The following is a 14,355-nucleotide window of genomic DNA, read 5'->3' as shown; positions in this document are numbered from 1 at the left end:
CATGAGTCCCCGATATCCTGTGACCCGAACCCAGGCCCCGACGTCCGACGCGGAGCTCTCCAAGATCTTGGCTTCGCCGGAGTTCGGTCGACATTTCGCCGACCACATGGCGTCGGCTACCTGGACGCCCGATGACGGTTGGCATGACCGCGGGGTCGGACCAATAAAGCCGTTCAGCCTGCACCCCGGTACGGCCGTTCTGCACTATGCGCAGGAGATTTTCGAAGGCCTCAAGGCCTATCGCCATGCCGACGGCGGAATTCACCTCTTCAGGCCGGAGCTCAATGCGAAGCGCTTCGCTCGCTCGGCAGAGCGCCTGGCGCTGCCCCGGCTGCCGGAGGAGGAGTTCATCGCGAGCGTGGAAGAGCTCGTTCGGGTGGACGCGCGGTGGGTCCCGATCCCTGAGGTCGAAAAGAGCCTCTATGTGCGGCCCTTCATGTTCGCTATCGACGAGTATCTGGCGGCAAAGCCGGCTGAGGTCGTGGCCTATTCGGTCATCGCGTGGCCGACCGGGTCGCTGTTCGCCGCAGGTCAGAGCGGGGTGACACTCTGGGTGAGCAGCCGCTACACCCGCTCGGCGCTAGGTGGCACCGGCGGAGCAAAGTGCGGCGGCAACTACGCCGCCGGCATGGCTGCTCAGATCGAGGCCAAGCAGCACGGCTGTGACCAGGTCATGTACCTGGACCGGACGGGCGGTGAGGGATATCTGGAGGAGTCGGGCACTATGAATCTGTGCCTGGTCACCTCGGACGGAGATCTCATCACTCCGGCGCTCGGAACCATCCTGGAGGGTGTTACCCGCGACACCATCCTCACGCTGGCCGCCGATTTCGGGCTGACCGTCGTGGAGCGACCCATTCCCCTTGAAGAATTGCGCCGTGGCGCGGCGGACGGCCGGATCACGGAGGCCTTCGCCACTGGGACAGCTGCGGCGATCACTCCCGTCGTCGGATTCAAGGGCGACGGCTACGAATTCACCGTGGGCACGGGGAAGCCAGGTGAGCAGACCACGGCCCTGCGCGCGGAACTCTTAGACATCCAGTACGGGCGGGTGGAGGATCGACGCGGCTGGCTGCGGCGCGTGCTGTGATCGGCGGGCCATCGTGCGACTGTGGTGGAAATAGACTGTCAAGGTGGAGCACATGAAGACCGCAGGAAGGATAATCGGGGCGCTGATGAGCGCCGAGGGAAAATCGGATCCCTATCCGATCTACCAGAAGGCGCGAGAGCTGGGCCCCGTCACGCAGATAGCGCCGGACTGGTTCCTCGTTAGCACGTACGTCGAGGTGCGCGAGGCCATGCGTTCCTCGGCGTATCTTAAGGACCGTTACTCGAGAGTGGACGAGAGCCAGCGGGCCGTGCGCCGTGCTCACCGGTCTATCCAGCTCTTCGACGAGTCGGTTCTACTCAAGGACGCCCCGGACCCACGGGCACGGCAAAGTCGGCGGGTGGGGTGTTTAGGCTGGTAGAAGGTCCAGGAGTTTGAGGATCCGGCGGTTCGTGCGGGCGTTGTATCGCAGCGCGGCGGCGATGTTGGTGGTGTCGTGGATTCTGAGCAGGCTGACCACTACGTTTCGTAGGGTTGCCATGACGCGTGGCGTGTTACCGGTCCGGACCCGGGAGGCGTCCTCGCCGAGGGTCACATCCCTCACCCAGTGCAGAACCTCGATTCCCCAGTGTTGGCGCACGTACGCGAGCAGGTCAGCGGGGTCGGCCTGCTCGGCGGTGAGGCTGGTGACATACAGCATCGCCTGGTAGCTGGTCTTGCCTTTGACGGTGACGGTCCGTTCGATCAGGAACACCTGCGCGACGTGCGGGAAGTTCACCTCGGGCGGAGCGGGTATGACCTGGATGGTGCGTCGCTCGTGCCGGCCCCGGTCGTCGTCCACGCTCCACGCGGTGACCGGCACCCCGGCCCAGTCCAGAGCGTCGAGCCGGTCGAACAGGGTGGGCTGGTTGTCCAGCACCGGGAAGATGAAGTGCGCGTCCTTGACCTGGCGCAGCCATCGGGCATGCTTACGCTGCGTCTGCATCGCGTCGGCCGTCACCACCTGGCCGGCCAGCTCGAGGGGCGTCAACAGCGGTACGAACGCGGTGATCTCATTGCTTTTGCCGTCGACCTGGCGCTGGGCGAGTACCACCCCCACGCATGACAACGCGGCGAGCAGGTGCGGCGCCGGGTTGCCGGCGCTCTTCGCACCGCGGCTGGTCTTGCCGTCCACCGCGACCTGGATCAGCCGCGGCCGGTGCCGACCGCGTGTACTGGCCCGCCAGCGGCGCTGGCCAGCGGCCTTGGCCCGGCGACGGGCCTTACGACCTCGCGGGGGCCGTACCCCGGTCCGCGCCTTCGCCCGCTGCGCCGCCAGGGCACGCCGCTGCAGCCACCGACCCATCACCGCGTCCAGCACGTCACCGTCGAGCCGGGCGCACAACCCGCGCACCGTCTTCTCATCCGGACCGACATACCGGCCGGTCGCCGGAGCCACCCGGGCGCCGAACACCTTCAGGGTCTTCTGTGAACACCCGGCGATCCACTGCCCGATCGCGTACACCGACGTATTGCCGGCCAGCACCGCCGCCAGGGCCAACCCGACCACCGTCGGCAACCGATGCCGGATCCCTCGCGCGTCCCGCGGATCAGAAACCTCCGACAGCGCCGCGACCAGGCTTTCCTGCCTGTTACGGCCCAACAGGACCGGTCGTGTCTGCTCGTCCGGCTGGTCTTGGACAGCGTTGATCAGCAATGATGCAGGCGCGGGCACGGTACTCCACAGGGTGATCCGAAGGCGTAGACAACCTCAAGATCACCGGAGCCGTGCCCGCCCCGTCAAATCCACTCTGGACCACAACACAAAGTCCTCACACGAGCACTCTCCGACTTTGCCGTGCCCGTGGCCCCGGACCACAGCCGGATGCGCAAGGTACTGTCGGCCGCGTTCACTCCAAGGCGGATCGCCGCGATGGAGGGCAAGATTCAGCAGGTTACGGACCTATTGCTGGACAGGTTGGTCGAGTGCGCCGCTGCGGGCGGGGCGGTGGACTTCATGGAGAACTTCGCGGTCCGCGTGCCGTTGGCGGTGATGTGTGATCTCATGGGGGTTCCTCGGGAGGACTGGAGCCGGTTCCGGCCGCTCGCCGAAGATCTGAACGCCACGCTTGAGATGCTCATCGACGACGCGCAGCTGGCCGCTGCCGACGCCGCGGCAGCGGAACTCGATGAGTACATGAGTGCATTGGTCGAGCTCCGCCGCGCCGATCCGCGGGACGACCTGATCAGCGTTCTGTTGGCTGAGGCCGACGGCGAGGATGCCCAACTGGATTCGCGTGAACTGCTGGCGAACCTGGAGCTCCTACTGGTCGCCGGCTTCGAGACCACCACGAATCTGTTGGGCAACGCATTGGCGCTACTCTTCGATCATCCAGAGGTTCGCGAAGGCCTGCTCGCCGGGACGTACACGTACGCACAGTTCATCGAAGAGGTGCTGCGCTTCGACCCACCGGTGCAGCACATGATCCGCTCGGCCGGGGAGCCGGGGATGAAGCTCGCCGGGGTGCCGATCCCGGTCGGGGCCGAGCTGGTGATGCTGATGGGATCAGCGAACCGTGATCCGCTGCGTTTCCCCGATCCGGATACCTTCAACCCCGCGCGCCCGGACAATCAGCCGTTGAGCTTTGGAGGAGGGGCGCATTACTGCATCGCTGCTGGGTTGGCCCGCCTGGAGGGTGTCACCGCGTTGAGCCGACTGCTGGCTCGCTATCCGCGTATCGCGCTGAGCGGCACGCCGATTCGGGCTGACCGCCACGGACTGCGAGGATTCCGCGAGCTTCCAGTAGTACTCGACAGGTAACTGCTGCTCCGTTCCTCAAAGGGCGGCGTGGCGGAAGCGGGTTGCGTCCACGGGAGTGGTGTACGACTTGCCCGTGTTGGGCGCGTTGCGTAGATGAGAGATGGCCATCGTGTCGATCCTTCAAGACGACCAAGTCAGAGAAGGAAGAGAGGACGCGGTGGCCGCTTCAGACCCGACTTGGGCCATTTAGTGCGTGCCGCCGGTGCGTCCAGTGATTGAGAGGTGATCGTCCAGCGGTTGTGTCTTGGTCTGAAGCTCGTCGTTGCTTGCCGGTGTGAGTCCGGTCCGGGTAGCTGCCAGGAGGCCCGGTAGCAGGCTGGCGGCTTGGTCTGGAAACGGGTCGGGTTGAAGCCCAGCGTCGAAAGCCCAGTTGGGGGAGCGAATCAGCGGTCCGTAGCGGAGAGCGAAGCCTGCCGCGTCGTTAGACATTGAGGGAGAGTGGAGCCGGGCGGTTCGCGGTGAAGGCCCATGGAAGCGGTGAAGAGCCTGGAGGCGCAGCCGTGAAGGACTCCCCGGCGTAAGAGGGCGCGGAACGTTGAGACAGTAGCGGCGGGAACTGGAGAGACCCTCCCCGGCCGAAGCGCTCTGTGATTGGCGCGGACGGCCTGTCCTATAACCGGTGTGGAGCCGGGAAGTGGATCGGGTGCCGGGAGGGAGTCGGAGGCGGTCGTAGTACCGATCGAGCCGAGCGGACAACATAACCGCCGGTGAGGGAAGGGCCGCTGCTTCGTTCACGCGTGGTGTCTGGAAGGAGGGCCCGGTGAGTGCCGATCAGGCTAGTTCCACCGCGTCGGGGTCCACGAGGGACTCGGTTCGTGCCTTGCAGCATGCGCTGTACCGGTCGGCCAAGGCTGATCCGGGACGACGGTTTCATGCGCTGCGAGACAAGGTCTATCGCAGGGACGTCTTGTGGCGGGCGTGGGTCGCGGTGCGCCGTAACGGTGGCGCTGCGGGTATCGACGGAACCACCCTGGCCGATGTCGAGGAGTACGGCGTTGAACGGCTCCTGGATGAGGTGGCCGAGGAGTTGAAGGTCGGACGGTGGCAGCCGTTGCCGGCGCGGCGGGTGTTGATACCCAAGCCCGGTACGAGCGAGCAGCGTCCGTTGTCGATTCCTTCGGTCCGTGATCGTGTCGTGGAGGCCGCGGTGAAGATCGTGCTCGAGCCCGATCTTTGAAGCGGATTTTCTTCCGTGCAGTTTCGGGTTCCGCCCGAGGCGCTCGGCGCACGATGCCTTGCAGGTGCTGATAGATGAGTCCTGGCGGGGCTCGCGGTGGGTGGTTGACGGACATCGCCAACTGTTTTACGGCGAGTCCGCATGAGAAGTTGATGCAAGCGGTTGAGGAACGTGTCAGCGACCAGGCGGTCCTGAAGCTTCTGCGCGTGATGCTGCGCGCGGGAGTGATGCAGGAGGGGACGGTGCGCCGTGAGGTGTCCGGAACCCCGCAGGGCGGTCCGGCATCGCCGTTGCTCTGCAACGTGTATCTGCACCGGCTGGACCGGGTGTGGAACACCGTGGAACACGGGGTGCTGGTCCGCTATTGCGATGACCTGGTGGTGATGTGCCAGTCACCCTCTGTGTCATCCTTGGGGAAGGCAGGTTGACCTGCTGAAACTCTGACCCGTGAGGGCGTGCAAGGAGATCCACCCCCGTGACATCGCATCACCCGGTGCCCGACCCCGAGGTACCAGCAAAGCCCCGAACAAGGACATACACCGCCGCGTACAAGGCGCGGATCCTGGCCGAGTACGAGACCCTCGATAAGGCCGGCAAGGGCGCCCTGCTTCGTCGGGAAGGCCTGTACACGTCGCTGCTCGCGGCGTGGAAGCATCAGCGTGACGCCGGCGCCCGCGAGGCCCTGGCCAAGCCGGCCGGGCGGCCGAAGACCGATCCGGCGGTGCTGGAGGCAGCCCGGTTGCGGGCAGACAACGAGCGGCTGCGCGCCGAGTTGGACAAGGCCCGCAAGGTGATCGAGGTGCAGGGAAAACTCTCCGCGCTGTTGGGGCAACTCGCGACCGACAGCCAGCACAGCGGGAGCGAGCCGACACCATGATCGACGCTGCGATCACCGAACTGACGCCGCTGATCGGCATCCGGGCGGCGTGCCGAGCCACCGGCCGGCCGCAGGCCAACCATTACCGCCGGCACCGCCAGACGCCTGCGCCACCGCGGCCGGGGCGTGAACCCAGGCCGCAGCCACGTGCCCTGAGCGCGGCCGAGCGTGACAGCGTCCGGGCGTTGCTCAACAGCCCGGACTTCGCCGACATGGCCCCCGCGGCCGTCTACCACACCCTCCTCGACGAGGGCGTGTACGTGGCGTCGGTGTCGAGCATGTACCGGATCCTGCGTGCCCACGGCGAAGTCAGGGAGCGCCGCCGTCACGCGGTGCACCCGCCGAAGGTCAAGCCCGAACTGATCGCCGACGCCCCCAATCGCGTGTGGTCGTGGGACATCACCAAGCTGCGCGGCCCGGCCAAGCGGGACTTCTACCACCTCTACAGCGTGATCGACATCTACAGCCGTTACACCGTCGCGTGGCTGCTCGCCGAGCGCGAGGACGCCGCCCTGGCCGAACGGCTGCTGTCCGACGCGATCACCAAGCAGGGCGTCGCGCGTGAGCAGTTGACCATCCACGCCGACCGCGGCACCTCAATGGCGTCCAAGACGGTCGCGCAGATGATGGCCGACCTCGGCGTGACCAAGTCCCACTCCCGGCCCAGGTGCAGCAACGACAACCCGTTCTCCGAGGCCCAGTTCAAGACCCTGAAGTACCGGCCCGACTTCCCCGACCGCTTCGGCAGCGTCCAGGACGCCCGAGCTCACTGCCGCGCCTTCTTCACCTGGTACAACACCATCCACCGGCACTCCGGCATCGGCTGGCACACCCCACACGACGTCCACCACGGCCACGCCCGGCAGGTCCGCGATGTCCGCGCCGACGTCCTGACCGCCGCCTACACCCGCAACCCCGAACGATTCGTCCGCGGCATCCCGCAACCACCCGCCCTGCCCACCACCGCGTGGATCAACAAGCCCGAGGACACCACGACTCAGTCAACGAACCCCTGAACCGACCGCCCCAAAAAGGTTGACACCTTCCGTCACGGGAGCAGGCCGAAGCGGCCACGAACAGCCCGACCTGCTCATCGGTGCATCCGGCGTTGAGCGCCAACCACGAGCCGGGCGCCATCGGGGCCACCGGCCATGGTCGCGGCGGTCCGGCGGCGAACGCTGGAACCTCGATGACCGCCTGCATTGTGATCACCATGTCATTCAACCCGACGTCCCACCACGTCTCTTCACGTCCTCGCCAAGGTGCTGTCAGGTGGCCGTCTTCAGCGGTGCCGGCATGTCCGCACTTCTCTGGGCCGTCAACCCGAGGGTCGGGTGCTTGACGCCGCGTACGCTACTTGCCTTGGCGGGTTCGGGCTGGCATCATCCCGGCCATGATCGAGAGAATCGAGTCCTCCGTCCGCCGGTGAGCGTGACGACCGAGCCTGGATCGCTCGGACCCCAGATCTCCCTGTTCGAACACGCGCTGCGCCTGCATCAGCAACACGGGGACTCTCCTCTCCCGCGTGACGGCGAGCCGTATCCGGACGGCGACCTCCACCACCGCCGGCGGCAGCGACCGCGGACCCGGAAAGACCGGCGGCTCGACGGCGCTGACGCTGCTGGCATCCTCGACATGCACTTCGGCAAGGCCGATGCGCCACCGAGCGAACTCGCCGACGCGTTCCATGACGTCGACGTCCCGATCCACCACAACGAGCACATCGCTGCCGCGGCGCTGCGCGCAGACCGGCAGCGGGTGCGGCAGACCGGCTGCTGGTTGGTGCGGCACAGCACTGATCGATGCTCCACGACAGTCGGGCTGGCGCTGCTCGCCACGGATTGGGCGGAGGAAGACATTCCGCTGATTCAGACCATCGGCCTGCTGTCGGACCGGTTCGGGCCGTTGGCCGCCGAGGCGCTGCGACGCCGCCGCGGCGGCGAAGAAGCGTTGTTGTGGCTGGCTCAGCGGGCTGCCGGTTGGGGACGCGTTTACGTCATCGAGGCGCTCTGCGGACGCGGTGTGTACGCCTCCCGCCGGTGGCTGCTGCGCCATGCCTGCGACGGCGACTATCTCAACGGCTACTTCGCCGGCCAAGTCGCCACCGCAGCCCACCTACACGAAGCGATCGTCGGCACCGAGGTCGACGATGACCTGATCGGTCACACCGGGCGACTACTGAAAATCATGGCTGACTGCGGTGGCATGGGCATGACCCTTCAGCACTACCCGCCCGCATCGGCCGTGCTTGCCGCGCATGTGGCTCACCTCGGTCGGCAGGCGCCGACCGTGAGCAGGTACGTCGACGCGGCGGTCGGTCACCTGGCAGACAAGGCCCCTGATCGGTCCGGATGCACCGCCGAGCAGCGAGACCACCTGGTGCGGCAGTACCTCGCGGTGCTGGATCGGCAGGACTGGTGTGACATGGTTCGCGCTGGCCTCGACCCGGACAGCGACTTCTTCTCCTGGTTCGCTGGCAATGTGGCAGAGCGGCTGCAGTTGCGGGCGTTTACCGACCTGACGGGTGATGATCGATGAATCATGTAGCCGATCAGCGTCTGGTCGAGGCGGTGCAGGCCGGTGACGAGGTGGCCGTCGGGCAGGCGCTGGCCGATGGCGCGGACCCGAACGTCACGGTTGGCCGATTCCGGGGGTCGGTGCTGGCTACGGCTGCGCGCGGCGGCTGGCTGGGGATCGTGGGTTTGCTGGTGGACGCCGGCGCCCGCATTGGCCCCGCCGATCCCTACACCGCGTCGCCGCTGCGCGCCGCCGTGCTTGAGTCGCACGCGGAGGTGGTGCAGTCCCTCGTAGCCCATGGGGCGCTGGCGGCGGAGCATGCAAGCAGGTCGAGCGTGCTGACCGAGCCCGTGTCCTACACCGCGTTCCGCCCGACTCCGGCAGCTCTGGCGACGCTACGAGTCCTGCTGGAAGCAGGGGCGGCCCCGGGCCCGAGCGAGGAGCCAGCTCTCATCACCGCGGTGATGCGCCCGTCGCGCCGGCGGTGCTGCGCCTTCTCCTCACGTACGGTGCGAACGCCAACCAACGGCGTTCCGACGGCACGCCGGCGATCGTCGTGGCCGCCCGACGCGGCGATCACGCCGCGGTGGACGTGCTCCTGCAGGCCGGCGCCGACGTGGACGCCCGCGACGGGCGAGGACGGACGGCGTTGATGCACGCGGTCGAACGCGACGAACAACGGGTCATCACGGCCCTGCTGCTGGCCGGTGCCGCCATCGGCGCGGTCAGCGCCGACGGCATGACGGCCCTGCAACTGGCCCGCGGCTGGCAGCGCCAGAACGTACAGTTCATGCTGGGCGAGCGCCACGCCGGCCTGGACGACGTGCCGATTGTTCGCACCGTCGTCCGGGCCGTCCCGACCGGCGTCCGACTCGCCGGCGATCCGCAGATGCTTCAGCTGTTGGCGAGCGTCCTCGACATCGCTCTGGACGACCTCGGCGACAACGAATGGGAGACTCGGACGGGCGCGGACGCCGATACGGCACGGGCGGTTGCCGTGCGGCTGCGCGAGGAGGTCGTCCCCGCGGCCAATGCATCCTGGCATCAACTGGACGTCACCGCCGACGAGCTCGCCGCCGTGCGATCGGCTTTGGTCGAGCTCGCCTACGGCACCACGCGCGTCATGCCGGCCGGCGCCAGCCGACTGGAGAGCATCGACGTGCTTGAAGAGCTCAACCGGCAGCTCGGCCGCTGAGGCGCGCCAGGGCTATACCTCTGGCGGGGTGGATTCATCAGTGGACAAGGCCGAACGGATCTGCGGCAATGGCCGCTGGGACGATCGACGCGCATGCTCGCACTTCGGCACGCAGGAAGATGAGCCTGCGTTTCGCAGCTTTGCGTCGATATAGTCCGCGAATCTGGGGCTTGAGCTGGGCATACACGAGTTGGCCCGGTGACTAGTAGTGCCTTGTTAGGTTGTGTCGTTGTATGGGCGGTTACAGGTGTGGCATGCGCCGGCCATGGCCACGAGAAGTTGTTGGAGGTGCCGAATGACGGCGTAGAGGGTCAGGCCGGCGCATCCGCTTTTGGGTCGAGGCGGAGGTGGACGCAGAAGGCTTGGGCGAGCACGGTGGGGGTGACGTGGCGGTGCCAGCCGGTGAAGGTGCGGCCTTCGAAGTGGTCGATGCCGAGACCGGATTTGAGTTCTCGGTAGTCGTGTTCGACCCGCCAGCGGAGTTTCGCCAGCCGGACCAGGGTCTTCAGGGAGGTGCGTGTGTCCGTGTTGGATAGCCAGTACTTGACTGGTTCGGTGGCGTCTGGTGGCCACTCGGCGATCAGCCAGGCCTCGGGCAGGGTGCCGTCGTCGGCTCGGGGGATGTCGCGGTTGGCGGGGCGGATCCGTAGGCGTAGGAAGCGGGAGCGCATCGCGGCGGTCGGGTTGCCGCGGGTGCGCCGGCTGCCGTGACGCCAGGTCACCGGCCGGGTCGCGTCCCGGCCAGCGGCCAGGGCGAGGCGCTTGAAGGTGACCGGTGGATCAGGGTAGGCAGGCCGTGGCGGACGACCCCGACCGGAGTAGGTCGGTGTCACCGGCACGGCGTCGCCGGGGTGGGCGGTGGCGTTCGGGTCGACCTGGACCACGTAGGGCAGGCCGCGTTCGGTCAGCCCCAGGCGGAACAGCGCGCAGTCGCCGTAGCCGGAGTCCGCGGTCACCGGCAACCTCGCCAGCCCCCACTAGTATCCGGGGCGTGATCGAACGGATCCTGCCGCCGGCGGTGGTGGTGGAGGAGTGCTTCACCGACCCGGCCGGGCTGCGCCCGCACCCGGACGAGGAGCACGTCGTCGCGAACTCGGTGCCGAAGCGCTGGCGGGAGTTCACCACCGTCCGGCACTGCGCCCGCCAGGCGCTGACCCGGCTGGGCCTGCCGCCCGCGCCGATCCTGCCCGGCGTCCGAGGCGCGCCCGGCTGGCCGGCCGGCATCGTCGGCAGCATGACGCACTGCGACGGCTACCGCGGCGCCGCCCTCGCCCGCGCCGGCACGGTCGGCAGCGTCGGCGTGGACGCGGAGCCGCACGCGCCGCTGCCCGACGGGGTGCTGGGCGCCGTCGCGCTGCCCGCCGAGCGCACCCGGACCGCCGCGTTGCGTGCCACCCACCCCGGGGTCTGCTGGGACCGACTGCTGTTCAGCGCGAAGGAGGCGGTCTACAAGGCGTGGTTCCCGCTGACCGGTCGCTGGCTCGACTTCGCCGAGGCGGACATCGTCGTCGACCCGGCCGGCACGTTCACCGCCCGGCTGCTGGTGCCCGGGCCGCGGCTCGACGGCGTGGAGCTGACCGCGTTCGACGGCCGGTTCCTGGTGAAGCGGGGTCTGGTGCTCACCGCCGTCACCGTCCCGGCGGCGTCGGCACGCTAGAACAACCGGCTCTTCTGCACCTTGCCTATGGCGTTGCGGGGCAGCGCGTCGACCAGCCGCACCTGCCGCGGTCGCTTGTGCACGGAGAGCCGCCGGGCCACGAAGTCGATCAGCTCGGCCTCGGCCGGCCCGTCCCCGACCACGTACGCGGTGACCTGCTGGCCCAGGTCCGGGTGCGGGGTGCCGACCACGGCCGCCTCCCGGACCCCGGGGTGTGCCAGCAGCGCGTCCTCCACCTCCCCCGCGCCGATCCGGTACCCGCCGCTCTTGATCAGGTCGGTGGCGGCCCGGCCGACGATCCGGTGGACGCCGTCCGGGCCGACCATCGCCACGTCACCGGTGCGGAACCAGCCGTCCGCGCTCCGGGCGGCCGCGTCGGCGTTCGGCCGGTTCAGGTAGCCGTCGACGAGCGTGTCGCCGCGGACCTGGAGCTCGCCCATGGTCTCCGCGTCGGCGGGCAGCGGCGTGCCCCGCTCGTCGACCACCCGGGTGCGCACGCCGGGCAGCGGCACGCCGACCGCGCCCACCCGCCGGTGCCCGCCGGTGCCCGTCCGCCCGAGCGCTCACCGTGATCAGGGTTTCGGTCATCCCGTACCGCTCGACCGGGCGGTGGCCGGTCAGGTCGGCGAGCGCGGTGAAGACCGGCTCGGGGAGCGCGGCGCTGCCGGACACCAGCAGCCGAGCGCCGCGCAGCGCCCGCGCCGCCACCGGCTCCGCCGCGATCCGCGACCAGATCGTGGGTACGCCGAAGTAGAGCGAGCCGGCGGCGGCCGCGTACCGGTCGGGGCGCGGCCGGCCGACGTGGTGCAGCCGGCCGCTGACCCGCAGCGGGCCGAGCACGCCGAGCACCAGCCCGTGCACGTGGAACAGCGGCAGCCCGTGCGCCAGCACGTCGTCCGGTGTCCAGGCCCAGGCGTCGGCGAGCCCGTCCAGGCAGGCGGCGACCGCGCGGCGGGACAGCACCGCGCCCTTCGGCGCGCCGGTGGTGCCGCTGGTGTAGAGGATCAGCGCGGTGCTCGCCGGGTCCGGCTCGGGATGGCGGTGTCCGAGCGGCGGGTCAGGTCGACCGGCACGGCCGGCGGCGCGGCGGGACCGTCGACGGCGGCGGTCCCGGGCGTCGCCAGCAGCACCTGGGCGGCGGAGTCGCGCAGCACGTGGTTGCGTTCCACCGGCCCGGCGTCCGGGGCACCGGCACCACACCTGCACAAGAGGTACGGCGACAAGGTGGCGGTCGACGACGTCTCGTTCACCGTGGAGCAGGGCGAGATTTTCGGCGTGCTCGGTCGCAACGGCGCCGGCAAGACCACCACCGTGGAGTGCGTGCAGGGCCTGCGCCGCGCCGACGGCGGCACGGTCCGGGTGCTCGGACTCGACCCGATCCGCGACCGCACCGAGGTGCGCCAGCGCGTCGGCGCTCAGCTCCAGGAGAGCCAGCTCCCCGACAAGCTGCGGGTGCGGGAGGCGCTGGACCTCTACCGGTCCTTCTACCGCAACCGCGCCGACATCGACGAGCTGCTGGCCGATCTCGGGCTGGCCGAGCAGCGCGACACCGCCTTCCACAAGCTCTCCGGCGGTCAGAAGCAGCGCCTCTCGGTGGCGCTGGCGCTTGTCGGTCGTCCCGAGATCGCGATCCTCGACGAGCTGACCACCGGGCTGGACCCGAAAGGCCGCCGCGACACCTGGGACCTGGTCGAGCGGATCCGCGACCGGGGCGTGACGGTCGTGCTGGTCACCCACTTCATGGCCGAGGCCGAGCGGCTCTGCGACCGGCTCGCGCTCATCGACGCCGGCCGGGTGGTCGCCATCGACACACCGGCTGGGCTGATGTCCCGGGTGGACGCCGAGCACCGGGTGCACTTCCGCCCCCTCGGCCACCTCGACGACGCCTTGCTGACCGCGCTGCCCGAGGTCAGCTCCGTCCGCCGCGACGGCGACGAGGTCACCGTCACCGGCCGCGAGGAGGTGCTGCAGGCGGTGCTGTCGGCGCTGACCGAACGCAAGATCCGCTACGCCGGCCTCCGGGTCGACCAGCTCACCCTGGACGACGCGTTCGTCTCCCTCACCGGTCACCCCGCCGGCGCTCGACGGAAGGTCATCGTGAACGCCCTGTCCAAGCTCGTCGCCGTCGAGGCCAAGCTGTTCCTGCGGGAGCCGGTCTCGCTGTTCTTCGTCTTCGCGCTGCCGCTCGGCCTGATGCTGGTGTTCGGGCTGCCCCAGCGCGGCGCCCGTCAGGAGGCGACCCCCGGGCAGCACGGCGAGCTGACCTTCCTGCCGTCCATCGCGCTCTCCCTCACGATCGGGATGCTGGCGCTCTTCACACTGCCCATGGCGCTGGGCATCTACCGGGAACGGAAGGTGCTGCGCCGGTGGCCACCACCCCGGTCAGCCCGGCGTTGCTGCTCATCGCCCAGGTGGTGGTCAACCTGGCGATGGGTGTGGCCGGCGCGGTGGTCACCGCGCTCGGCGTACGCCTGCTGCTGGACCAGCCGGCGCCGGCCAACGTGCCCGGTTTCGTGCTGGCGTTCCTGCTCGGGGTGGCCTGCCTGTTCGCGATCGGCCTGCTCATCGCCGCGCTCGCCCCGTCGGCGCGGTCGGCGCAGTCCATCGGTCCGACGCTGTTCTTCCCGCTGCTGTTCCTGGCCGGGGCGTGGCTGCCGCGCGACCAGATGCCCACCGGGCTGGCCCGCGTCGGGGAATACTCGCCGCTCGGCGCCACCGTGGACACCATCTCCGCGGCGTGGGCGGGGCAGAACCCGGCCGTGTCGCAGCTGCTCGTGCTGGCCGGCACCGCCGTCCTGGGCTGCCTGCTCGCCACCCGCCTCTTCCGTTGGGAGTAGGCCTCGGTAGGGGGCGGCTAAGGGTACTTCGGCGGTGTGATCCGGATTGCGTTCGAGTCGCACGGGAGACTGCCTCGGGTTCCGTCCCGGTGGAACCGGCGGTGATCCGCCCGCGCTCGCGCGTGGCGCCCGCGGCGCGCGCACGGCGAGGCGGAACGGCGAACGACGGAGGTCGTGCCGTGACAGCTTCTTCCGATCCCGCCCCGGCCGTCCGGACGGCGACGTCCTTCGTCGACGATGACGACCG

Annotated in this window: 12 protein-coding genes and 3 pseudogenes; 12 read left to right on the top strand and 3 right to left on the bottom strand. The window is 69.1% G+C overall.

Going from position 1 to position 14,355, the window contains the following annotated elements:
* Position 1: 1 nt before the first annotated feature.
* Both QTQ03_RS09025 and QTQ03_RS09020 read left to right on the top strand, forming a co-directional pair.
* A complete protein-coding gene (locus tag QTQ03_RS09025) occupies positions 2 to 1,090 on the top strand; it encodes a branched-chain amino acid aminotransferase (protein ID WP_289277583.1) in 1,089 nt (362 codons plus the stop codon).
* Positions 1,091 to 1,133: 43 nt separating this feature from the next.
* Positions 1,134 to 1,469, top strand: coding sequence for a hypothetical protein (locus tag QTQ03_RS09020; protein WP_289277582.1), 336 nt, complete (start codon positions 1,134 to 1,136; stop codon positions 1,467 to 1,469).
* Here QTQ03_RS09020 and QTQ03_RS09015 read toward each other — a convergent pair.
* Positions 1,458 to 2,744, bottom strand: a complete 1,287-nt coding sequence (locus QTQ03_RS09015) for an ISAs1 family transposase (protein ID WP_289276634.1) — start codon at positions 2,742 to 2,744, stop codon at positions 1,458 to 1,460. The two genes, QTQ03_RS09020 and QTQ03_RS09015, sit on opposite strands and share 12 nt — an antisense overlap.
* Before the next feature lie 141 nt (positions 2,745 to 2,885).
* On the opposite strand from QTQ03_RS09015, the gene QTQ03_RS09010 reads away from it, so the two are divergent.
* The 7 genes and pseudogenes from QTQ03_RS09010 (at position 2,886) to QTQ03_RS08985 (ending at position 9,614) form a co-directional block, all read left to right on the top strand.
* Positions 2,886 to 3,848, top strand: coding sequence for a cytochrome P450 (locus QTQ03_RS09010; protein ID WP_353890580.1), 963 nt, complete (start codon positions 2,886 to 2,888; stop codon positions 3,846 to 3,848).
* Between the two features lie 760 nt (positions 3,849 to 4,608).
* Positions 4,609 to 5,025 carry a reverse transcriptase family protein gene (locus tag QTQ03_RS09005; RefSeq protein WP_289277581.1) on the top strand — a complete coding sequence of 139 codons (417 nt, stop codon included), beginning with the start codon at positions 4,609 to 4,611 and terminating at the stop codon, positions 5,023 to 5,025.
* Between the two features lie 104 nt (positions 5,026 to 5,129).
* A complete protein-coding gene (locus QTQ03_RS09000; RefSeq protein ID WP_289277580.1) occupies positions 5,130 to 5,453 on the top strand; it encodes a reverse transcriptase domain-containing protein in 324 nt (107 codons plus the stop codon).
* Between the two features lie 47 nt (positions 5,454 to 5,500).
* Positions 5,501 to 6,918 (top strand): IS3 family transposase gene (locus QTQ03_RS08995; RefSeq protein WP_502889711.1). Its coding sequence is split into 2 segments (ribosomal slippage): positions 5,501 to 5,831 and positions 5,831 to 6,918, totalling 1,419 coding nucleotides; the frame shifts between segments, so codons are not numbered across the junction.
* Positions 6,919 to 7,327: 409 nt separating this feature from the next.
* Complete coding sequence (locus QTQ03_RS08990) at positions 7,328 to 8,440, top strand: hypothetical protein (protein WP_289277579.1); 1,113 nt, start codon at positions 7,328 to 7,330, stop codon at positions 8,438 to 8,440.
* Positions 8,437 to 8,712 (top strand): annotated as a pseudogene (locus tag QTQ03_RS30290) (ankyrin repeat domain-containing protein); the annotation flags it as partial. The gene QTQ03_RS08990 and the pseudogene QTQ03_RS30290, both read left to right, overlap by 4 nt.
* Before the next feature lie 191 nt (positions 8,713 to 8,903).
* Positions 8,904 to 9,614 (top strand): ankyrin repeat domain-containing protein, encoded by a 711-nt coding sequence (locus tag QTQ03_RS08985; RefSeq protein ID WP_289277578.1) that lies wholly within the window; start codon positions 8,904 to 8,906, stop codon positions 9,612 to 9,614.
* A gap of 311 nt (positions 9,615 to 9,925) precedes the next feature.
* On the opposite strand, the gene QTQ03_RS08980 is transcribed toward QTQ03_RS08985, so the two are convergent.
* Positions 9,926 to 10,585, bottom strand: a complete 660-nt coding sequence (locus tag QTQ03_RS08980) for an IS701 family transposase (protein WP_289280741.1) — start codon at positions 10,583 to 10,585, stop codon at positions 9,926 to 9,928.
* Positions 10,586 to 10,605: 20 nt separating this feature from the next.
* Between QTQ03_RS08980 and QTQ03_RS08975 the strand changes: the two genes are divergently transcribed.
* On the top strand, positions 10,606 to 11,271 hold the full coding sequence (locus QTQ03_RS08975) for a 4'-phosphopantetheinyl transferase family protein (RefSeq protein ID WP_289277577.1): 666 nt from the start codon (positions 10,606 to 10,608) through the stop codon (positions 11,269 to 11,271).
* Here QTQ03_RS08975 and QTQ03_RS08970 read toward each other — a convergent pair.
* Positions 11,268 to 12,455: pseudogene (locus QTQ03_RS08970) on the bottom strand (acyl-CoA synthetase); the annotation flags it as partial. The gene QTQ03_RS08975 and the pseudogene QTQ03_RS08970 sit on opposite strands and share 4 nt — an antisense overlap.
* Between QTQ03_RS08970 and QTQ03_RS08965 the strand changes: the two are divergent.
* Together QTQ03_RS08965 and QTQ03_RS08960 are read left to right on the top strand one after the other, a co-directional pair.
* Positions 12,430 to 13,338: pseudogene (locus QTQ03_RS08965) on the top strand (ABC transporter ATP-binding protein); the annotation flags it as partial. The pseudogenes QTQ03_RS08970 and QTQ03_RS08965 sit on opposite strands and share 26 nt — an antisense overlap.
* A 362-nt stretch (positions 13,339 to 13,700) precedes the next feature.
* Complete coding sequence (locus QTQ03_RS08960; RefSeq protein ID WP_289280740.1) at positions 13,701 to 14,108, top strand: ABC transporter permease; 408 nt, start codon at positions 13,701 to 13,703, stop codon at positions 14,106 to 14,108.
* Positions 14,109 to 14,355: the final 247 nt, after the last annotated feature.

Source organism: Micromonospora sp. WMMA1363 (genome assembly GCF_030345795.1).
GTDB lineage: Bacteria > Actinomycetota > Actinomycetes > Mycobacteriales > Micromonosporaceae > Micromonospora.
The sequence above is the reverse complement of the archived record's forward strand: the minus strand, read 5'-3'. Positions and strand labels throughout refer to the sequence as shown.